This is a genomic window from Cryobacterium sp. GrIS_2_6, from assembly GCF_035984545.1.
GTDB lineage: Bacteria > Actinomycetota > Actinomycetes > Actinomycetales > Microbacteriaceae > Cryobacterium.
Genome location: NZ_JAXCHP010000001.1, coordinates 3657372 through 3677419, shown reverse-complemented (window position 1 = coordinate 3677419; position 20048 = coordinate 3657372). Strand labels below are relative to the sequence as shown.

The following is a 20048-nucleotide window of genomic DNA, read 5'->3' as shown; positions in this document are numbered from 1 at the left end:
CGTCGGAAACTGCAGGAAACAGACACTCTCCACCCGGACCCGCGCGGGGCCCCGCAGAAAATCTAGCGCGTGAGCGGCACCTCGAGCAGGCTCGGTCCGAGCGGCGGCGCGGTCAGCGCCCGCTCGAGCTCGCTGCGGGTCGCCGCCCGGTCGTATTCCCAGCCGTACGCTGCGGCGAGCGCGGAGAGGTCGACACCCTGCGGCGTGTAGAGCACCCTGCTGATCAGGTCGTCGGGGGCGGATGCCGCGACCTCGAGGCCGTCGAAAATGGTTCCGCCGCCGTCGTTGCCGACGATGACCTGCAGCCGCGCCCGCGCCTCGCCCGGGACCAGGAGCATCGATCCCGCGTCGTGCAACAGGGCGAGGTCGCCGAGGAGCAGGCGGGTCGTGCCGGTCGAGCGCGGCTCGCTGTCAGCCTGGAACGCCTGGCTCGCGAGCGCGATACCCGTCGCGGTCGCGATCGTGCCGTCGATGCCCGCGAGGCCGCGGTTCGAGTGCACGGTGATCTTCTTGCCCGGCACCCGTCGGTCCGCCTCGCGGATCAACCGGGACGCACCGAGCACCAGCCGGTCGTGCGGCCAGGAGGCCCGCCAGACGGCGTCGACGAGCATGCTCCGGGTGACGGGAGCGCGGAGGGCGGCGAATTCGGCGCGCGTCATCCCGTGGGCGCCGAAGGGGACATCCGCGTCTTCGGTCGCGGCGTCGAGAACGCGCCGACTCGTCATCACCCAGCTGCCGAGCCAGGCCCGGCCGTCGCGGGTTTCCGCCTCGGACGAAGCGGATGCGCCGACACGCGCAGTGCGGGCGAACGTACGCACCCGGTGTCCCGGGTTGTACCACTCGGCGCCGGTCGGGGCCACGACGATCGTCTCGACGTCGTCCCGCTGGATGAGGGCCGGAATCTCCCGGCTCAGCGACGGATGCCCGAACACGATCACGCGCTCGACCCTGCCGCCGAAGTCCTCGGCCTGCAGCAGCTCACGGAAGGCGGCCACGAGATTCGGCCCGAAGCGGGCGTTGCTCGACACCTCCGCGAGGAGCGGCCAGCCGCCGGCCCGGGCGAACGCCTCTGCCGCGCTCCCCGAGCCTGTGCCGGCGACCACGACAGTGCGCAGCCCCCCGCCGACAACGAAAGCCGCCGGGTCACCCGTCGTCACGTCACCGCTCACCGCGAGAGCGGGTGAGCCGTCGGTCTGGCCGTGGCTCACCGGCGGCTCAGTCGCCGTCGCGGCAGGGTCGGCGGAGCGCTCAAGGGTCACGGGGGCGGAAAGGGGCTCCCGGAAGGCGAGGTTGAGCTGCACGGGACCGGGGTCGAGCGAGCGGCCTCCGGTGGCGGCATCCATCGCCCGGGCGGCGAGTTCGGCAGCGCGGACAGCGTCGGAAGGACGGACGGCCCCCGCGGCACGGGACTCGGCGGTATCGGCGGTATAGCCGGCCTGGGCGCCGTCGGCACGAGCAATCGCAGCAGCACCAGGGGCCGGTACGTCGAGGCAGAGCCGGGTCGCGACCCCGAAGAGCCCGGTCTGCACGGTCGTCTGGTTCGAGCGGATGCCGCGGAGTTCGACGGGGCGATCGGCCGTCAGCACGATGAGGGGCACCCCGGAGTGATGGGCCTCGAGCACCGCGGGGTGCAGGTTGGCGACGGCAGTGCCGGACGTGCAGATCACGAGGGCGGGCACGCCGGTCTCGACCGCGAGGCCGAGCGCGAGGAAACCGGCACCGCGTTCGTCGATGCGCACATGCAGGCGGACCAGGCCGAGGCGTTCGAGTTCCGCGGCGACCAGGGCGAGCGCCTGCGAGCGGGAACCGGGGCTCACGACGATGTCGCGGATACCGAGGCTCACGAAGGCGCCGAGGAGGGCGACGCTGAAATCCGTCGCGGGGCTGCCGGAGGCCGCTGGACTGGTGAAGGGCACGGGAGTACCGACCGGCGCCGGACTACCCACGGACACCGGCGCTGTTCCGTCCGTAGACGCCGAGGCACGCGACGGGGCAGGGCTGCCAGAGGGCACGATGCCGTCCACGGCCGCTGATTCGGTCAGGATCGAGTCAGGCATCCCGGCGGCCAGGCAGTTCGCCCTCGCCAGGGTCGGTCGTCTTCTTGGGTTCTGCGGCGGCGGGACCCTTCGCCGGGCCGGTGGACTGGCCCGTCGACGGCCCGGCGTTGCCGGCGGCCTGCCCCTTGCCGGGGCCGGAGTTCTGGCCCTGGCCCGGTCGGTCGGGCTTGTCGGTCGCGTCGGGCTTGTCGAGGTCGGCGAGCTCCTGCTCCATCTGGCGGATGCGCTCCTCCTGGAGCCGGTCACGGCCGAGGCTCTTCAGGAAGTCGGGATCGTCATCGGGGGCGAGCTGCCGCGATGCGCCGCGACCGGGCGCGGAACTCTGGTTGCTGCCACGGCCGATGAACAGCCAGAGCAGGGCGCCGACGACGGGGACCAGGACGATCACAAAGACCCAGACCCAGCGCGGCAATCCGCGGATCCGACCGCGGTCGAAGGTGACACACTCGACGAGCGCATAGACGGTCACGAGAATGACCGCAATTCCTACGACAAGCCACACCTTTACCATCCGCTCATCCTACGGCGATCACCCGAGAGATCGGTGAGTACGCACAGGTCGGCAAATCTAACGATCGGAACCACAATCTATGCTGAAAGCATGAAAGCTGTCCCGTCCTGGCTGAGCTACTCGGTCTACCGCATCCTCATGTTCGCAGTACCCCTCGCGGTACTGCTGATGCTCTCGATCGTCTGGTGGGTCTCCGCCATTGTCGCGGCCCTGATCGGGCTCTGCCTGTCGTACATCTTCCTGCAGAAGCCCAGGGAGCAGGTCGCCCTCGACCTGTACACGGCCCGGCACCCCACTGCTGAGGTCGTGCACCCCGACGCAGAGTCGGAGGACGCGGCCATCGACCGTGCCGCCGACGCCGACGCCGCAGCTTCTGCCGAGGCCGCGTCCGCTGAGACCGCGTCTGCTGAGGCCGAGGCCGCCGAGGCAGCGGATGCCGCCGGCCGGGCGACGACGCGGGCGGCGGCATCCGCTGCGCCCGTCACGACCGCTGGGTCAGGGGCGTCAGAACGCGAAGGCCGCGCCCAGTAGCAGGCCGTACAGGAGCGCGCTGAAGCTCGTGAGCTTGAGCGCCAGGATGAGCTCGGCCGCGGTCTTCGCTGTGACGGTGATCAGGCACGCCGGAAGGGCGAGCAGGAGCACGAAGAGCACGAACCAGGCGAGCGGGTAGAAGAGCGCGAAGAAGGCCGCGATCACGAACGGCACGAGCAGCAGCACGCAGAAGACGATGCGCCCGGGCAGGTTGCCGATCAGGACCGCGAGGGTGCGCTTGCCGGACGACTTGTCCGGGACGATGTCGCGCAGGTTGTTGACCATGAGCACGGCGCAGGCGATGAGCCCGATCGCGACCCCGCCGAGCCAGCTCTCGAGGTTCACCGTTCCGACCTGCACGAAGGTCGTGCCCGCGGTTGCGACGAGTCCGAAGAACACGAACACGAACAGCTCACCGAGGCCGAAGTAGCCGTACGGACGCTTGCCGCCGGTGTAGAACCAGGCGGCGACGATCGCGGCGGCGCCGACGAGCAGCAGCCACCACTGGCCGCTCAGGATCACGAGCACGAGGCCGGCGAGCCCGGCGAGCCCGAAGAACGCGAGCGCGACGGTGAGCACGGACCGCGGCCTCGCCGCTCCTCCGCCGGTCAGCCTGGCCGGGCCGACCCGGTAGGCGTCGGTGCCGCGGATGCCGTCGGAGTAGTCGTTCGCGTAGTTCACGCCGATCTGCAGGCAGAGCGCGACGATGAGCGCGAGGAGGGCCCGCACCGGGTGGAACACGCCCGGCTCGCTCGCGATGATGGCCGCGCCGGTGCCGAGGGCGACCGGTGCGATCGCGAGGGGAAGGGTTCGCAGGCGCGCGCCGGAGATCCAGTCGCCGGGCGTCGCCAGTCCGGAGCGGCCGTGCGCCTCTGGGGCGTTCCGCTTGGCCGGGTTGCCGGACCGACCGGAGTTGGCGGGCTTGCCCGCTGGCTTCCCGGCTGGCTTGCCCGCCTGCTTTCCGGACGGCTGTCCGGCGGACGCCGGCGCCCCGAGGGTCTCCGAAGGATTCAATCGCTGCATTTTGGGCCTGACCGGCCGCGCTCCCTGTGCCACGTTTTCATGTTACCGGGCGCTTGATAAGAGGATGCCGCGAGTGCACAACCGAATCCAGGGCGCCGCGTCACCGTGCTCGCGCAGGTGTGTCTCGGGCTCGGCCGGGCATCCCCCGTCTCACGGTCACCGAAGTCCAGGATTCAGGCGGGTGCCTCCCGGCACAGGCCGGTGAGCCAGAGTTCAGCTGCCCGCCTCGGCCAGCCGCTGCAGGGCGCGCCGGTCGGGCTTGCCAGAGGCGAGCACGGGGATCGCGGGCAGCAGGAGCAGACGGTCCGGCCTGGCCGACTTGCCCAGGGCGGATGCGACGGCCTCCTTCACGACGGCGAGTCGGGCCGTCGACGCGTCCGTCTTCCTCTTCGGCGAGCTGGACGGCGTTGCGGTCGGCGACGTGGGCGAGGCCTCGCCCCACGATCGGGTCGACACCGCGGCGTGCGACCCGGGGACGGCGACGACGGGCACCTGGCCCCACCGGGCATCCGCCACCCCCACGATCACCGCGTCGGCGAAACCGGGCAGGGCGCGCACCACGCGTTCGACGGCATCGAGGGAGACCTTCTCTCCGCCCGAGATGATCACGTTGTCCGCGCGGCCGAGCACGCGCACGAGGCCGGTCACGGCGTCGATCTCGCCGAGGTCGCCGGTGCGGTACCAGCGCACGCCCTTGTCTTCGGTGAAGCGGTCGTGGGTGCGCTGCGGGTCGTCGAGGTACCCGTCTGCGAGCACGGAGCCGGAAATCTGGAGCTCGCCGTCGACGACGCGCACAACCGTGTCGCCGATCGGGCGGCCGTTGTAACAGCATCCACCAGCCGTTTCAGAGGAGCCGTAGGTACGCACGACCGTGATGCCGAGCGAAGCGGCGCGGGCAAGCAGGGCCGGGGGCATGGCCTGACCGCCAACGAGGATCGCCGTGAAGCGGCGCAGGAGTGCGAGCATTTCTGCGGCCCCGTCCTGGTCCGCAGTGTTGACGGCGTCACCGTCGTGCGCCGCAGCGTGCGCCGCAGCGTCTGCAGCATCGTGCGCCGCATCGTCAGCGGCGTCGACCGCGTCGAGCAGGCGCGCGAGTTGCACCGGGACGAGGGAGGTGTAGCGCAGCGGCGCGGTCAGCCGGGTCGCCGCTTCGAAGAAGGCGGCCGGGTCGAAGTGGCCGGGTGCGAGCACGATCGGCGTCGTCCCGGCCTCAAGCGAGCGGAGGAGCACCTGGACGCCCGCGACGTAATGGGCGGGCAGCGCGAGCAGCCACTGTCCGGGCCCGCCGAGCGCCGCACTCGATGCCGCGGCGCTCGCACGGAGGGCGGGCGCGCCGAGCAGCACCCGCTTGGGCACGCCGGTCGAGCCGCTCGTCTCGATGACGACGACCGCGCCGTCCGGAACTGCGGCAGGAACCGCCGGGGGCACTGGCGAGACGGATGCCGGAACGGGGACGTGCGCGCCAGGTGCGCCGTTACGCGCCAGGCGTGCCGGGCGCGTGACGGCGGAACTGGCGCGGGAGACGGCAAGGTCAGGCGCGGGGCCAGGCACGGGCAGCAGGGCGTCCCCGCGCCCGGAGAGGGCCTCGCGGAGCATGTCGATGAGGTCGAGCGGCCGGTCGACGGAGACGACCCGGAGCATCCGTGTCACGGCGGGACTAGAACTGCCAGTCGTACGGACCCCAGTCGGGGTCGCGTTTCTCGAGGAACGCGTCGCGACCCTCGACGGCCTCGTCGGTGCCGTAGGCGAGCCGTGTCGCCTCGCCCGCGAAGACCTGCTGGCCGACGAGTCCGTCGTCGACGGCGTTGAAGGCGAACTTGAGCATGCGGATGGCGGTGGGCGACTTGGTCAGGATCGTGCGGGCCCAGTCGATGGCCTCGTTCTCGAGGTCGGCGTGCGGGACGACCGCGTTGATCGCGCCCATCTCGAGGGCGCGCTGGGCGGAGTACTCGCGGGCGAGGAAAAAGACCTCTCGCGCCGCTTTCTGCCCGACCTGACGGGCGAAGTATGCGCTGCCGTAACCGGCGTCGAAGGAGCCGACGTTGGCATCCGTCTGCTTGAACTTGGCGTGCTCGGCACTCGCGATACTGAGGTCGCAGACCACGTGCAGGGAGTGACCGCCGCCGGCGGCCCAGCCGGGAATGACGGCGATGACGACCTTGGGCATGAAGCGGATCAACCGTTGGATCTCAAGGATGTGCAGCCGGCCGCCGCGAGCCTTGTCGATGCCGGTCGCGGTGTCGCCCTCCGCATATTTGTAACCGTCACGGCCACGGATGCGCTGGTCGCCGCCCGAACAGAAGGCCCAGCCGCCGTCCCTCGGGCTCGGGCCGTTGCCAGTGAGGAGGACGACGCCGATGCGCGGGTTCAGCCGGGCGTCTTCGAGGGTGGCCTGCAGCTCGTCGACGGTGTGCGGCCGGAAGGCGTTGCGCACCTCCGGGCGGTTGAACGCGACGCGCGCGATCTGCCCGGTGAGGTCGTGGTGGTACGTCACGTCGGTGAGGGCCTCGAAGCCCGGGACGAGTGTCCACTGGCTCGGGTCGAAGATTTCAGACACCTGTTCGATCATGCTGCAAGCCTACGCGGCGGACCCCGCGCGCGGACCCGAGGGCTGCCGGGTCGGGAGTGCGCGGATGGGCGCGCTCTCACACATACTCGAGCCTGAAAACCAAGCGACACGCCGGTAAAAATGAGAAATACCCCTTTTGTGGTGGCAAAGTCAACCCCCTTGAGCGCCTCATTTTCACCATGTGTACTTGTGATCTCAGTGAGACCCGGAGGTAGTCATGAACGACCTAGACACACAGTCAAAAGCCCCGATCGACCTGCCACTCCACAACCACGTGGCAACCCGAACCCACAGCACCATCAGCATCATCAGCATCATCAGCATCATCAGCATCCGCATGACCCCGGCAAAAAACACCAGAAAACACCAGAACGCCATCGGAACGGCGGTGCGATCATGACCGTCACGATGAACACGTCGGCACCGGCCCACGACCACTTCGATTCTCCCGACTCCTACCGCGCCCCGCTCCCCTCGATGAACCCGGCCGGCTCATCCCAGCGTACGGCCGGCAGTTCGGCAGCGTCCCGCTACAGCAGGGCATCCACGGATGCCTTCGGCGACTATCTGCGCCGCATCGGCAAAGGCCCCCTCCTGAGCGCCGAGGACGAGGTCAACCTCGCCCGGCGGATCGAGGTGGGCCTGTTCGCCGCAGAGAAACTCGCGCACGGGGTCGACGACCACGAGCTTTCCCGGGAACTCTCCTGGCTCGCCCACGACGGCGGCCGGGCGAAGAACCACTTCATCGAAGCAAACCTCCGCCTCGTCGTCAGCATCGCCAAGCACTACTCCGGCCGCGGGGTGCCGATCATGGACCTCGTCCAGGACGGCAACATCGGCCTCGTCCGAGCGGTCGAGAAGTACGACTTCATGACCGGCTACAAGTTCTCCACCTACGCGACCTGGTGGATCCGCCAGGCGATTCACCGCGGAATGGCCGACAAGTCCCGGATGATCCGCATCCCCGTGCACACCGCGGAGAAGCTCAACAAGATCAAGCGCATCCGCCGCGACCTCACGAGCACTCTCGACCGCGACCCCTCGCTCAAGGAACTCTCCGAGGCGGCGCAGATCCCCATCCACGACGTCTCGCGGCTGCTGCAGTACGAGAATGAGCCGATTTCCCTGCATTCCCCGGTCGGTGACGGCGTCGGGGACATCTCGGAGCTCATCATCGACGACGACCTGCCGCAGCCGGACGAGTACGCGACGGTCACGCTGCGCGCCGCGGACATCTGCTTCTACCTCGACGCGTTGCCGCCACGGGAGCGGTCGATCCTGAAGGCCCGATTCGGGCTCGACGGCGACGAACCGCGCACCCTCGACCAGATCGCTGTCATCCAGGGCGTCACCCGGGAGCGGGTCCGCCAGATCGAGAAGCGCGCGCTGGCCCTCCTGCACGTGCCCCGGCTCGAACGGTACCTGCGCGATTAGATCCCCGCAGGCCTGGTATGTCCGTGAACGGTTGTGCGGGTGCCTGAGCACCCGCACAACCCGGTTCCGGCTTGACCCACACTTTTCCACGGCTTTCCGGGAGACCCCCCGAAATGAGCATTGGCAACGTCTCGTTTTTATAGCAACATTTCTTTATGACGCGCCAACGAGGGAATCATGGGAAAGCTCACCTATAACTCGACGGTGACGGCCGACTTTGATGATCGCATCCTGGCTCACATCCAGGTGGTCATCGGAGCCAAGCTGCGCCGGGGAGAGTGCTTCTACTTCACGTGGAGGGACGACCCGTCCGGAGGCGACGGTCGCAGTACGATCTGGCTGCATCCGGCCATCCCGCTCGCCTTCAAATACTTCGGCGGTCGCTCACCGAGCCTCAATCGCGACTGGGTGGAGGCGCTCATGCTGACCGCCAACTCCTCTGGCGGACTGCAGCTCGTCCCCGAGCCGCATCGGCCGGCATCCGTGCTCGCGACGAAGGATGAACCATGAATCGCATCGATATCGTCTATGGTGGTCAGCAATACTCCCTGGGCGGCCGGTCCGCAGAGTCGGTCCGAAATGAGATCAACGCAGCCGTTACGTCCGGGCAGCCGTACTGGCTCCCCGTCAACAGCGGCGGTGGTCGCTTCGAGGATGCCTATCTCCTGATCGCGCCCGGCATCGCGTTCGCGGTTCTCGACGTCAAACCCACCAACGCGGACGACCTCGACCTTGAGGTCGACGGCGCCTTCAACCACGACTCCCTCTAGCCTTCCGCACGTTCCGCTCCGTCGCGCGCCCACTGTGCCGTTGCGCGCCCGGCAGGCCTGGCGCGGAGCGGCGCTTCTGGCGCGCACGCCCCGACGCGCACGCCCCCACGCGTACGGTGGCACGGTCGCCCGCACCCGCGCCCGGCTGGCAGACTGGAAGCATGCTTCCCCCACTCGCAGAGTTGCTCGGAACGGCCCGCATTGTCGCGTTGCCGCTCATCACCCGATTCCGCGGAATAGACACCCGCGAGGCACTCCTCCTTGAAGGGCCGGAGGGCTGGACGGAGTTCGCACCGTTCGCCGAGTACGACGACGCAGAGTCCGTCGCCTGGCTGCGCGCCGCGATCGACTTCGGCTGGACCCCGACGCCCGCCCTCCTGCGCGAGAGCATCCCGGTCAACGCGACCGTCCCGGCAATCGACGCCGAGCTCGTGGCGGATGTCCTCGCCCGCTTTCCGGGGTGCCGCACGGCCAAGGTGAAGGTCGCCGCCCCCGGGCAAACCCTCGAGGAAGACGTCGCCCGCGTGCGCGCCGTGCGCCGTGTGCTGGGACCGGAGGGGCGCATCCGTGTGGACGCGAACGGCCTCTGGAACCTCGACGAGGCCGAGCACGCCCTGAACGCTCTCGGCGAGTTCGACCTCGAGTACGTCGAACAGCCCTGCGCGAGCATCGAGGAACTCGCCGAGATCCGCCGTCGCTCCGCCGACTACCTCGGCATCCCCGTCGCCGCCGACGAGAGCGTGCGCCGCGCGGAGGACCCGCTGCTCGTGGCGACCACGGGCTCGGCCGACATCCTCGTGATCAAGGCGGCGCCGCTCGGCGGGATTCACGTCGCACTCGACCTCGTTGCGCAGGCCGGCCTGCCCGTCGTGGTCTCGAGCGCCCTCGACACCTCGGTCGGCATCGCGATGGGCGCGCACCTCGCCGCCGCGATCCCCGGCCTCGAGTTCGACTGCGGCCTCGGCACCGCCTCGCTGCTCGCGGCCGATGTCACGCACGACCCGCTGCTGCCGGTCGACGGCCGGATCCCGGTTCGCCGCGTCGTGCCCGACGCCGACCTGCTCGACCGCTACGCGGCATCCGCCGAGCGCAGCGACTGGTGGCTCGCCCGCCTCAGCCGCTGCTACGCCCTGCTCGCCGCCGAACCCGCCATCACGGACTGACCCGCCCCGAACCAATTCGACGGAGTTTTTCAGTTCTGAACCGGTTTACCCGGCCTCCCACGCGTCAGAAACCCAAAAAATCCGTCGAATTGGGGCTCTCCTGACGTTACCGTGGGTGGTTTCCGAGCGCCTTAACGAGTGCACGCCGCTCTCCGTCTAGGTTTCTAACTGACAAAGGCAAGAAACACAGGGACGAGAAAACGGCGTGCAAAACTCAACACTATGGCGGACTCTGCTCGGAGTCGACAAAACCATCGTCGAAGCGGTCGATCTCGACGCGGATACGGGCATGCTGGTCGCGTCGGTGCGCCCAACGGCATCGATGCGGAACCGGTGCGGGGCCTGCCGGAAGCGCTGCCCGCGCTACGACGCCGGTGACGGGCGGCGCCGCTGGCGATCCCTGGACGCCGGCTCGGTGCAAATCCACTTAGAAGCTGCGGCGCCGCGGGTGAGCTGCCGGGTGCATGGCGTGACGGTCGCCGCCGTGCCGTGGGCCCGGCATCAGAGCGGGCACACTTTGTTCTTCGATGACCAGGTCGCGTGGCTGGCCACGCAAACATCCAAGTCCGCCATCACCGTGCTGATGCGCATCGCGTGGCGCACCGTGGGCGCGATCATCACCCGGGTTTGGGCAGATACGGAGAAGCAGTTCGACCAGTTCGCGGGCCTCACCCGGATCGGGATTGACGAGATCAGTTACAAGCGCGGCCACAAGTACTTGACCTGCGTCGTGGACCACGATTCTGGCCGTCTCGTCTGGGCGGCACCAGGCCAGGACAAGGCCACCCTCGAGACGTTTTTTGATGCGTTGGGGCCGGAGCGTTCGGCACTGATCACGCATGTTTCCGCGGACGGTGCGGCCTGGATCGCCAGTGTTGTCGCGGAACGAGCGCCGAACGCTGTTCGCTGCGCTGATCCGTTCCACGTCGTGAAATGGGCCACCGAGGCCCTCGATGAAGTCCGCCGGGGCGCGTGGAACGAGGCCCGCAAAGCCGCCCGGCACAACGATGCCCGACGCACTCGCGGCCGGCCCCCAGCCGACGCCCCGGCACGCCCAGACAGCGCCCGGGCGACGGGCATCAAGAACTGCCGATACGCGCTTTGGAAGAACCCGGAAAACCTGACCGAGAAGCAACAAACGAAGCTCGCCTGGATCGTGCAGACCGACCCCCGGCTGGCTCGGGCGTACTACCTGAAGGAAGGCCTCCGTGTGATCTTCAAACTGCCTCTCGAGGAAGCGACCGAAGCTCTCGACAAATGGGTTGGTTGGGCTCGCCGCTGCCGCATCCCGTCCTTCGTGAAACTGCAGAAGAGCATCGTGAAACACCGCACCGCGATCCTGGCCTCCATCGAGCACAGCCTCTCCAACGGCCGCGTCGAATCCATGAACACCAAGATCCGCCTCATGACCCGCATCGCGTTCGGCTTCAAATCACCCGAGGCCCTCATCGCCCTCGCAATGCTCAGCCTCGGCGGGCACAAACCCGTGCTTCCCGGCCGGGACTAACCCACGGAAGAGTCAGGAGAGCCCGAATTGGTTGGGGCTAGAGGCCCGAGTACGCGTGCAGTCCCTTGAAGAAGACATTCACGACGCCGAAGTTGAACATCACGGCGCTGAAACCGACGATCGCGAGCCACGCCGACCGGGAGCCACGCCAGCCGCGGGTCGCCCTGGCGTGGATGTAGCCGGCGTAGATGGTCCAGATGATGAAGGTCCAGACCTCCTTGGTGTCCCAGCCCCAGTACCGGCCCCAGGCCTTTTCTGCCCAGATCGACCCGGCCATCAGGGTGAACGTCCAGAGGATGAAGCCGATGATGTGCACCCGGTACGCCAGGTTCTCGAGCGTCGCAGCCGAGGGCAGCGTCGCGAGGAAGCGGAGGCGCACCCGGCCGGCGGTCGCGACGAGCGCCTCCCGCCGGAACTGCAGCAGTTGCACCACGGAGAGCGCGAAGCCGAGCGCGAAGAACCCGGTTCCGAGCGAGGCGACGAAGACGTGGATCACGAGCCATGCCGACTGGAGCGCCGGCGGCAGGGGGGCGACCTCGACGTAGAAGCGCAGCGCCGCGATGCCGAGCAGCACGAGCACCATGCCGGTCACGAAGGTGCCGAGGAAGCGCAGGTCCGCTCGGGTGAGCACGATCAGGAACACGGTCACAATGAGCAGGGTGCCCGTCATCGCGAACTCGTACATGTTGGCCCACGGCACCCGCCCGGCGGCGAAGCCGCGCAGCACGTCGGCCATCAGGTGGATCGCCCAGGCCAGAACGGTGAGTGAGACGCCGATCCGCAGGCTCTTCGAGCGGCCGTACGGGGTGGCGGCGTCGTTGGCGATGCGGGCGCTGATCCGGTTGATGATCGTTCCGGCGGATGCCGCGGCTCCGGCCTTGCCCGCAGGCTTCCCCGGATCGAGGGTCGCGGCCCTGCCCGCCGGTTGCACCCCGTTGACCGCGCCGACGCCGACCGGAACGGCGGCGAGTGCCGCGAGGCCCGCCGCCTCGTCCGCCGTCCTGACGGCCGCGGAGCGCTTGGCCAGGTCGAAGGCGAAGGAAATGAAGGCGAGCGCATAGACGGCCATCGCCGAATACAGGCTCAGGATCGAGAGCTCGTTGAGATTCACGTGGTCAGCCTAATTCTGTTCGGTCGCCGGGACGGCTGATGTGGAGGATACCAGCAGTCGCCCGTGGCGGTCTGCGATGTCGGTCACGGCCGCTTCGAGGGCCGGGTCCTCGCCGCGGGCGAGTCCCGCGTACTCGAGGGTCAGCGATCCGTCGCCGTGCTCGATCGCCTTGACCCAGACTCGCCGCCGCGGCACGAACAGGCTCGTGAGCAGCCCGAGCAGGGCGAGGATCGCGAAGGACAGCACCCAGACCTGCGTCGGGTCGTGGTGGATGTCGAAGGACGCGAACCGCAGCACAGAGCCGGAGAAATCGTTCGCGGCGGCGCCGGGGTGCGCGTCGTTGAATGTGACAGAGCCGAGTCCGTTCGGCAGCTGCTGGGTCTCCCCCGGCTTGAGCTCGAGCGACTTCACGCCGGTCTTGCCACCGGTGAGCCGCGTCATCTTGTCGGTGTTGAGAGAATAGACGGATGTCGGTACTCCCGCATTCAACCCGAGGTCGCCCGAGTAGATGTTCAGGGTGAGCATCGGGTATTCGAGGTCCGGGTACGAAGAGTAGAAGGCGCCCGTCGAGCTGGCGGCCTGCGTCGGGTAGAAGAAGCCGATCATGCCGAGCTGTTCGCTGAGGCCGTCCGGCACCTTGATCACGCCGAGCGAGGTGAGATTCGCGTCCTGCGGCAGGAAGGGCACCGCGTCGGTGAAGACGACGACCCCGTTGGGGTCCTTGACGGTGATCGAGGGCGCATAGCCGTTGCCGAGCAGGTACACATCGGTGCCGCCGGTGCGCATCGGGGCGTTCACCTTGACGACGCCGGCCTGGATGGCCTCGCCGCGGCGGGTGACGCTGACGGCAGCGGAGTAGTCGATCGCCTGGCCGTACGCCTTGAGGTTCTGGGTCTCGTAGGTGACGCTGAAGTCGTCGAGGGTGAGCTTGTACGGCTCGAGGCTCGAGTCGCTGAAGAACCGCCCCGGGCTGAACGAGTCGTAGGCGAGCAGGGTGTTCACGAAGGTCTGGCCCTCGACGAGCACCCGTTGGCCGCTGAACCCGAAGCCGCTGCCGAAGCCGACCGTGATCAGGATGCCGACGAGCGCGAAGTGGAACACGAGGTTTCCGGTCTCGCGCAGGTAGCCACGCTCGGCCGATGCCGAGAATTCCCGGCCGCCGCGTGCCGGCGCGCTGTCGAACAGCGCGACGCGGTAGCCGCTCTTCCTCAGGAGCGAGCGGGCGGAGTCGACCGCGGCCGCGGCATCCGTGCAGGCAGGAGCCGTGCGTTCGGTGAAGCCGGCGAGCCGCATGAGCCGCGCGGGTGTGCGCGGCGGCTGGGCCCGGAGCGCCTGGAAGTGGTGCTTCGTGCGCGGGATCACGCAGCCGATCAGCGAGATGAACAGGAGGAGGTAGATCGCCGAGAACCATGCGGAGGAGTAGACGTCGAAGGCCTGGATCTTGTCGAGCACGGGCGCCAGGTCGGGGTTGTCCGCGAAGTACTGGGTGACACCGTTCGGGTCCGAGCTGCGCTGCGGAACGAGCGAACCGGGCACGGCGGCGATCGCCAGCAGGAGCAGCAGGAACAGGGCGGTGCGCATGTTGGTGAGCTGGCGCCAGAACCAGCGCAGCCAGCCGACGAGGCCGAGCCTGGGCTGGATGACATCGTCGGACGCCGGGGCCGGCGCTGGGGAATCGTAGTGGTCAGATGGCCGGGACATAACTGCCGATCACTCCTTGCAGGTCGAGGAGCCAGGCATTCCAGACGCCGGTCACCATGAGGACGCCGATGACGACGAGGAGAACGCCCCCGAACAGATTGATCGCGCGGACGTGCCGTTTCAGGTACGACACCGCCCCTGCCGCCCAGTTGAGGCCGAGCGCGATGAGAAGGAACGGGATGCCGAGTCCGAGCGCATAGAACAGTGCGAGCAGGCCACCCTGCCACGGGGAGCCCGTGGTGAGGCTGAGCGAGTTGATCGCCGTGAGCGTCGGACCGGTGCACGGGGTCCAGCCGACCGCGAAGACCGCGCCGAGCACGGGGGCGCCCGCAAGTCCAGCGCGCGGACGCCAGTTCGTCTTGACCGTGCGCTGCAGGACGGCGAACTGGCCGACGAAGACGAGCCCCAGCAGGATCACGACGACGCCGGCGATCCGGGTGACGAGGTCACGGTACTGGTTGAGCCAGAAGCCTGCCGCGCCGAAGACGACCCCGGTCAGCACGAAGACGAGGGTGAAGCCGAGCACGAAGAGCCCGACGCCGGCCAGGAGCCGGTTCCGGCCGCGCCGGTCGCCGCGTCCGGCGGTCGACCGGCCGTCCGTGAATCCGCCGATGTATGCGAGATAGCCGGGCACGAGCGGCAGGATGCACGGGGACGCGAACGAGACGAGCCCGGCGAGTACCGCGATGGGAATCGCAAACAGGAGCTGGCCGCTGAAGACGATTTCGCCGAAGGGATTGTTCACGCCGCGGGGACCTCGGCGATCGCGTCGCGCACGATGGTCTCGAGGATCGACGGCGTCGACAGGGCGCCGAGGATGCGCGCGGCGACCCGGCCGCTCTTGTCGAGCACGAGCGTGGTCGGCACCGCATTCGGCGGGATACTGCCGCTGAAGGCGAGCTGCATGGCCCCGCCGTCGACATCCATGATCGAGGGATAGGTGATGCCGTAGCTCTGGTTGAACGCGATCGCGTTCGCGGCCTGGTCGCGCACGTTCACGCCGAGCCACTCGGCTCCCTTGCCGGAGAACTCGGCGTTGAGCTTCTGCAGGGCAGGGGCCTCGACCCGGCACGGTGCGCAACTCGCGTACCAGAAGTTGACCACGAGCACTTTTCCGGCGTAGTCGGTGTTCGACACGGCGGCGCCGGTCTCGTCGACGCCGCTCCAGGTCACGGCGGCCCCGCGGTCGGCGGCCGGGATCTCCGTGACGCTGCCGTCGCCGGCGATAAAGCCCTTGTTGCTTCCGGCGCGGTACTGGTCGGCGAGGGGGTCTGTCGAACAGCCGGTGAGCACGAGGGCGAGCGCGAGCAGCCCGGTCAGGCCGGCCAGGCCGGCGGCACGGCGCCGACGCGGGTGCGTTCCGTTCCCCGGACCGGCCTTCACACCGCTCCTACATCCGTGGCCCCGGCCTGCAGCGCGGCCGCCGGGTTCGCGTAGCTGATCTCCACGAGCCCCTCACCCCGCCAGGACAGCGTGGTGATGCTCGACAGGGCGCAGCGTCGGCCGCGCGGGTCGTGCGGGAGCCCCTCGCCGGCGAGGGCGCGGTGCACCATCCAGATCGGCAGCTGGTGGCTGACGAGCACGACGTCGCCGTCGGTCACGGAGTTATAGGCCTCGTCGATGGCCGCGAGCATCCGTGCGGAGATCGCCCGGTACGGCTCTCCCCAGCTCGGTCGCAGCGGGTTGAGCATGGCCGGCCAGTTGCGCGGGTCGCGCAGGGCGCCGTGCTCGCCGGACATCCGCTTGCCTTCGAATCTATTGGTCGGTTCGATGATGCGCTCGTCGATCTCGACGGGCAGGCTGAAGGCTGCTGCGATGGGCGCCGCGGACTCGCGGGTGCGCTGCAGGGGGGAGGCGATGACGCGGCGCACCGGCCGGCCGCGCTCGACGAGGTCGACGGCGGCGGCGGCGGCCATGGCGACGCCGAGGTTGGAAAGCCCGAATTCGGGCAGCCTGCCGTACAGCACGCGCTCAGGATTGAACACTTCACCGTGACGGACGAGATGGATCTGGCTGGCTACCACCCGCTCATTCTACGGAGGAGGTGCCCATGAATTAGCCGAGAGCCGGTGCCGCTAAACTTATCTGGTGACTTCGCGCGTATTGATCAAGAACCTGGCCGCTCTCTCCAACGGAACCGTGACGGTCTCGGGGTGGGTCGATACGGTCCGCGACCAGAAGAAGGTGCAGTTCGTCGTGCTGCGCGACGAGTCGGGTGCCGTACAGCTCGTGAACCCCCGCACGACGGATGCCGACGGTGCCGTCGTCGCCGACGAGCCGGCCTCCACGATCTCCACGCTCGCCCAGGGCAGCTTCATCACCGTGACCGGTGAGCTCAAGCACGACGAACGGGTCAAGCTCGGCGGGATCGAGATCAAGCTCGCTACGCTCGAGGTCGTCACGGCCGCCATCCCCGAGACGCCGATCGCCGCCGACTCGAGCCTCGACAAGCGCCTTGACTGGCGCTTCCTCGACCTGCGCCAGCCGAAGCAGAACCTGATCTTCCGCATCCAGACCACGTTCGAGCACGCCCTCCGCACGTACTGGATCGAACACGACTTCATCGAGTTGCACACCCCGAAGCTGATGGCGAGCGCGAGCGAGTCCCGCGCCGAACTCTTCGAGGTCGAGTACTTCGACACCAAGGCCTACCTCGCGCAGAGCCCGCAGTTCTTCAAGCAGATGGCCCAGTCGGCCGGCTTCGGCAAGGTCTTCGAGGTCGGACCGGCGTTCCGCGCCGACCCGTCGTTCACGAGCCGTCACGCGACGGAGTTCACAAGCGTCGACGCAGAGATCAGCTGGATCGACAGCCACGAAGACGTCATGCAGCTGCACGAGGAGCTCCTCGTCGCCGGCTTCACGGCCGTCAAGGCCAAGCACGGCGAGGAAGTCCTGGCCCTGTTCGGCGTCGAGGTGACGGTTCCCGCCCAGCCGTTCCCGCGCATCCCCCTCGCCGAGGCCAAGGAGATCGTCAAGAGCCGCGGCTACGAGGTGCCGCGCGACGACGACGACATGGACCCGGAGGGCGAGCGCCAGATCGCCGCGTACGTGCTGGAGACCTACGGCCACGAGTTCGTCTTCCTGACCGACTACGCCGCGAGCATCCGCCCGTTCTACCACATGCGTCCGGAGAACGACCAGACCATCACCAACAGCTACGACCTGATCTTCAACGGCACCGAGATCTCGACCGGCGCGCAGCGCGAGCACCGCATCGACGTGCTCACCGCCCAGGCAATCGAGAAGGGCCTCGACCCGGAGGAGCTCGGCGGCTACCTCGACTTCTTCCGTTACGGCGTTCCCAGCCACGGCGGCTTCGGCATGGGCCTCGCCCGGGTGCTGATGCTGATGCTGCACCAGGCCAGCATCCGCGAGGTCACCTACCTGTTCCGCGGCCCGACCCGTCTCGAGCCGTAGGTCGCTGGGGCACAACAGGCACGACGAAACGCAGGAGTTCCGGCGCTCTGAGGCTCACACAGCCTCATAAGCCCGGATCTCCTGCGTTTCGGCGTTTCCGGCCGGCTCAGAACCTCACGGGTCAGAACTGGACGTCGACGGCTGCCTTCTCGGCGGCGACGGAGCGGATGAACGCTGCAGCGACCTCGTGGGCCGGGTGCACCTGGTATCGGGCGAGCGCGCCGAGGTCCTCGTAGTCCGCGATCAGCACGACGTCCCAGTTGGGGTTCCCGACGACATCCGTCCCAACCTGCAGGGTACGGATCTCGGGGACGACGCCGACGAGGGCCTCGAGGCGCTCGACGATGGCGGCCGCATCGGCCGCACGTGCCGCTGGCTCGGTCGCGGCGAGCCGCCACGACACCACGTGCCGGATCATTTCACGGCCAGAAGGGCCGTGCGGAGGCGGTCGGGATCGATCCGCCAGTAGTTGTGCACCTTGCCGTTGATCATCAGCACGGGGATGTCCTCCAGATACAGGTCGCTCAGGGCCGCGTCGTCGAGGATCGAACGCTCCTCGATGGCCATCTCGGGCGCTCCCGGCGTGCCGTCCAGGGTCCTGACGACATCCGTGACGAGCTCACGCGCATCGTCGCACAGGTGACATCCGGGTTTCCCGATCAGGGTGAGCAGTGCAGTGGCCATGCACCTAGCCTAAGCCGGGCACGGCATGGTGACCCAACTAGACTCCAAGGGAGATGTTCCAAGCCACTCCCCCGCGCGCCATCGCGTTCTTCGATGTCGACAACACCCTGATGCGAGGGGCCAGCCTCTATCATCTGGGCGTCGCCGCGTGGCGGGGCGGGATCATCACCCGCAGGGACATCACCTCCTTCGGCTGGAAGCAGGCCCGGTTCCTCGCGGTCGGCGAGAACCGCGATCACCTCTCCACGGTGCTGCTGCGCGCCCTCGAAGTCGCCGTGGGATTCGAACAGGCCGAGCTCATCCGCTTGAGCGAGGAGATCTTCGACACGAAGCTCACCCGCCGGCTCTGGCCCGAGACGGTCGCGGTGGCCAGACGGCACCTCGAGAACAGCCACGAGGTCTGGCTGCTCACCGCGAGCGTGCAGCAGGTCGCCGACGTCATCGCCGAGCGCCTCGGCTTCACGGGCGCGCTCGGAACCGTGCTCGAGGCGGACGACGGCATCTTCACGGGTCGACTGACCGCCGGGGTCTGTCACGGCGCCCTGAAGTCCGAGGCGGCACGGGCACGCGCCGCGGCGAGCGGCGTCGACCTCGCCGACTGCTGGGCGTACTCGGACTCCCACAACGACATTCCGCTGCTCGACCTCGTCGGCCACCCGGTGGTGGTCAACCCGGACGCTGCGCTCGCGCGGTATGCGGCGGCGCGCGACTGGCCCGTGATGCGGATGAAGCGCGCAAGCATCCGCCGGGCGGCGCGCGCGAACCGGGTCGGCACAAGCAAAAAGCGCTAGGCCCGAAAGGACCTAACGCTCACGCTTGGGGACGGGCTAAGCCGTCCTACTTCTTGTTGCGACGCTGATGGCGGGTCTTACGAAGCAGCTTGCGATGCTTCTTCTTCGCCATACGCTTGCGTCGCTTCTTAATTACAGAACCCACACGGACCTCACAAGATTTGATTTCGCCGCGAGATTCGCGACAGACACGAAAGTGCCAGTCTAGCGGATAAGCGCGACGCTCGACGCTCGGTCGGCGGTTGCCGGTCGAGTACTGCTGGTTGTTCTATTCGTTCTTCCGCCATTTGCGCGGTTTAACGTCTTTGACCGCATGCGCGACCTGGAATGAGGTATCCGCGAAGACCTTGCCGATCGCGGTCGCGAACGCTCGCTGCTCTTCCTTGAGGCCCTCGGCCTCTTCGGCTTCCTCCTCCGTTGCGGCATCGAAATCGACGCTCAGGAATGGGATCAGCCAGTCTTCGATCTCCTCCAGGGGGGCATAGTCGAGATGGTAATAACGGTGCTGCCCTGCTTCACGTACGCCGACGAGTCCCGCCTCGCGCAACACCTTGAGGTGCTTGGAGACGGTCGGCTGGCTGAGGCCGAGTTGCACGACGATGTCAGACACGCTGAGCTCGCCGCCGACCGCCCCGGACTGGTTGTATCGCTCGAGGAGAATGCGTAATATTTCGCGTCGCGTCGAGTCCGCTACCACGCCGAAGATGTCTGCCATACCTTTAGGCTAGTCATTCCCGCGAAGGGATACTACGGAAGGGCCCGCAACTGCGGCCCAACCG

The 20048-nt window shown here is 68.2% G+C and carries 23 protein-coding genes; 9 read left to right on the top strand and 14 right to left on the bottom strand.

Features of this window, described 5'->3' with window-relative positions; translation table 11 throughout:
- Nucleotides 1-62 precede the first annotated feature (62 nt).
- Nucleotides 63-2057 (bottom strand): thiamine pyrophosphate-binding protein, encoded by a 1995-nt coding sequence (locus tag RCH22_RS17845; protein ID WP_327014984.1) that lies wholly within the window; start codon nt 2055-2057, stop codon nt 63-65.
- Nucleotides 2050-2568 (bottom strand): PLDc N-terminal domain-containing protein, encoded by a 519-nt coding sequence (locus tag RCH22_RS17840; protein WP_327014983.1) that lies wholly within the window; start codon nt 2566-2568, stop codon nt 2050-2052. The genes RCH22_RS17845 and RCH22_RS17840 overlap by 8 nt, the downstream gene beginning before the upstream one ends.
- Nucleotides 2569-2658: 90 nt before the next feature.
- On the opposite strand from RCH22_RS17840, the gene RCH22_RS17835 reads away from it, so the two are divergent.
- Entirely contained in the window at nt 2659-3099 is a 441-nt protein-coding gene (locus tag RCH22_RS17835; protein ID WP_327014982.1) for a DUF4229 domain-containing protein, read from the top strand.
- Here RCH22_RS17835 and RCH22_RS17830 read toward each other — a convergent pair.
- From RCH22_RS17830 to RCH22_RS17820, 3 genes are all read right to left on the bottom strand, one after another.
- On the bottom strand, nt 3073-4122 hold the full coding sequence (locus RCH22_RS17830) for a 1,4-dihydroxy-2-naphthoate polyprenyltransferase (protein WP_327014981.1): 1050 nt from the start codon (nt 4120-4122) through the stop codon (nt 3073-3075). The genes RCH22_RS17835 and RCH22_RS17830 overlap by 27 nt on opposite strands.
- Before the next feature lie 213 nt (nt 4123-4335).
- Nucleotides 4336-5763 carry an AMP-binding protein gene (locus tag RCH22_RS17825; RefSeq protein WP_327015564.1) on the bottom strand — a complete coding sequence of 476 codons (1428 nt, stop codon included), beginning with the start codon at nt 5761-5763 and terminating at the stop codon, nt 4336-4338.
- A 16-nt stretch (nt 5764-5779) separates the two neighbouring features.
- Complete coding sequence (locus RCH22_RS17820) at nt 5780-6691, bottom strand: 1,4-dihydroxy-2-naphthoyl-CoA synthase (protein ID WP_327014980.1); 912 nt, start codon at nt 6689-6691, stop codon at nt 5780-5782.
- Nucleotides 6692-6908: 217 nt separating this feature from the next.
- Between RCH22_RS17820 and RCH22_RS17815 the strand changes: the two genes are divergently transcribed.
- The 6 genes from RCH22_RS17815 to RCH22_RS17790 all read left to right on the top strand — a co-directional run bounded on the left by RCH22_RS17815 (nt 6909) and on the right by RCH22_RS17790 (nt 11565).
- A complete protein-coding gene (locus RCH22_RS17815; protein WP_327014979.1) occupies nt 6909-7091 on the top strand; it encodes a hypothetical protein in 183 nt (60 codons plus the stop codon).
- Nucleotides 7088-8125 (top strand): sigma-70 family RNA polymerase sigma factor, encoded by a 1038-nt coding sequence (locus RCH22_RS17810; protein WP_327014978.1) that lies wholly within the window; start codon nt 7088-7090, stop codon nt 8123-8125. Before RCH22_RS17815 ends, RCH22_RS17810 begins: the two co-directional genes overlap by 4 nt.
- Before the next feature lie 177 nt (nt 8126-8302).
- Complete coding sequence (locus RCH22_RS17805) at nt 8303-8635, top strand: ATP-dependent DNA ligase (RefSeq protein ID WP_134448786.1); 333 nt, start codon at nt 8303-8305, stop codon at nt 8633-8635.
- Nucleotides 8632-8895 carry a hypothetical protein gene (locus tag RCH22_RS17800; RefSeq protein WP_327014977.1) on the top strand — a complete coding sequence of 88 codons (264 nt, stop codon included), beginning with the start codon at nt 8632-8634 and terminating at the stop codon, nt 8893-8895. Before RCH22_RS17805 ends, RCH22_RS17800 begins: the two co-directional genes overlap by 4 nt.
- A 161-nt stretch (nt 8896-9056) precedes the next feature.
- Nucleotides 9057-10058, top strand: a complete 1002-nt coding sequence (locus tag RCH22_RS17795) for an o-succinylbenzoate synthase (RefSeq protein WP_327014976.1) — start codon at nt 9057-9059, stop codon at nt 10056-10058.
- A 205-nt stretch (nt 10059-10263) separates the two neighbouring features.
- A complete protein-coding gene (locus RCH22_RS17790; protein WP_322135197.1) occupies nt 10264-11565 on the top strand; it encodes an ISL3 family transposase in 1302 nt (433 codons plus the stop codon).
- Between the two features lie 37 nt (nt 11566-11602).
- Here RCH22_RS17790 and ccsB read toward each other — a convergent pair whose 3' ends face one another.
- From ccsB to RCH22_RS17765, 5 genes are read right to left on the bottom strand one after another with little or no spacing between them, the layout of a single operon-like run.
- Nucleotides 11603-12634 (bottom strand): c-type cytochrome biogenesis protein CcsB, encoded by a 1032-nt coding sequence (ccsB, locus tag RCH22_RS17785; protein WP_327015563.1) that lies wholly within the window; start codon nt 12632-12634, stop codon nt 11603-11605.
- A gap of 51 nt (nt 12635-12685) precedes the next feature.
- The gene (locus tag RCH22_RS17780; RefSeq protein WP_327014975.1) at nt 12686-14377 is read right to left on the bottom strand and encodes a cytochrome c biogenesis protein ResB; all 1692 of its coding nucleotides are present in this window, start codon (nt 14375-14377) and stop codon (nt 12686-12688) included.
- Nucleotides 14361-15122, bottom strand: coding sequence for a cytochrome c biogenesis protein CcdA (locus tag RCH22_RS17775; RefSeq protein ID WP_327014974.1), 762 nt, complete (start codon nt 15120-15122; stop codon nt 14361-14363). The genes RCH22_RS17780 and RCH22_RS17775 overlap by 17 nt, the downstream gene beginning before the upstream one ends.
- Nucleotides 15119-15760 carry a TlpA disulfide reductase family protein gene (locus tag RCH22_RS17770; protein ID WP_327014973.1) on the bottom strand — a complete coding sequence of 214 codons (642 nt, stop codon included), beginning with the start codon at nt 15758-15760 and terminating at the stop codon, nt 15119-15121. Before RCH22_RS17770 ends, RCH22_RS17775 begins: the two co-directional genes overlap by 4 nt.
- Nucleotides 15757-16401, bottom strand: coding sequence for a histidine phosphatase family protein (locus tag RCH22_RS17765; RefSeq protein ID WP_327014972.1), 645 nt, complete (start codon nt 16399-16401; stop codon nt 15757-15759). The genes RCH22_RS17770 and RCH22_RS17765 overlap by 4 nt, the downstream gene beginning before the upstream one ends.
- Before the next feature lie 64 nt (nt 16402-16465).
- Here RCH22_RS17765 and aspS point away from each other — a divergent pair, with 64 nt between their 5' ends.
- Entirely contained in the window at nt 16466-17794 is a 1329-nt protein-coding gene (gene aspS / locus RCH22_RS17760) for an aspartate--tRNA(Asn) ligase (RefSeq protein WP_327014971.1), read from the top strand.
- A gap of 121 nt (nt 17795-17915) precedes the next feature.
- Here aspS and RCH22_RS17755 read toward each other — a convergent pair whose 3' ends face one another.
- Nucleotides 17916-18212 (bottom strand): Dabb family protein, encoded by a 297-nt coding sequence (locus RCH22_RS17755; RefSeq protein WP_327014970.1) that lies wholly within the window; start codon nt 18210-18212, stop codon nt 17916-17918.
- A complete protein-coding gene (locus RCH22_RS17750) occupies nt 18209-18478 on the bottom strand; it encodes a glutaredoxin family protein (protein ID WP_327014969.1) in 270 nt (89 codons plus the stop codon). The genes RCH22_RS17755 and RCH22_RS17750 overlap by 4 nt, the downstream gene beginning before the upstream one ends.
- 53 nt (nt 18479-18531) lie before the next feature.
- On the opposite strand from RCH22_RS17750, the gene RCH22_RS17745 reads away from it, so the two are divergent.
- The gene (locus RCH22_RS17745; RefSeq protein WP_327014968.1) at nt 18532-19269 is read left to right on the top strand and encodes an HAD-IB family hydrolase; all 738 of its coding nucleotides are present in this window, start codon (nt 18532-18534) and stop codon (nt 19267-19269) included.
- 46 nt (nt 19270-19315) lie between these two features.
- Here RCH22_RS17745 and RCH22_RS17740 read toward each other — a convergent pair whose 3' ends face one another.
- Together RCH22_RS17740 and RCH22_RS17735 are read right to left on the bottom strand one after the other, a co-directional pair.
- Complete coding sequence (locus RCH22_RS17740; protein ID WP_003792170.1) at nt 19316-19414, bottom strand: AURKAIP1/COX24 domain-containing protein; 99 nt, start codon at nt 19412-19414, stop codon at nt 19316-19318.
- A gap of 123 nt (nt 19415-19537) precedes the next feature.
- A complete protein-coding gene (locus RCH22_RS17735; protein ID WP_134558651.1) occupies nt 19538-19984 on the bottom strand; it encodes a helix-turn-helix transcriptional regulator in 447 nt (148 codons plus the stop codon).
- Nucleotides 19985-20048: the final 64 nt, after the last annotated feature.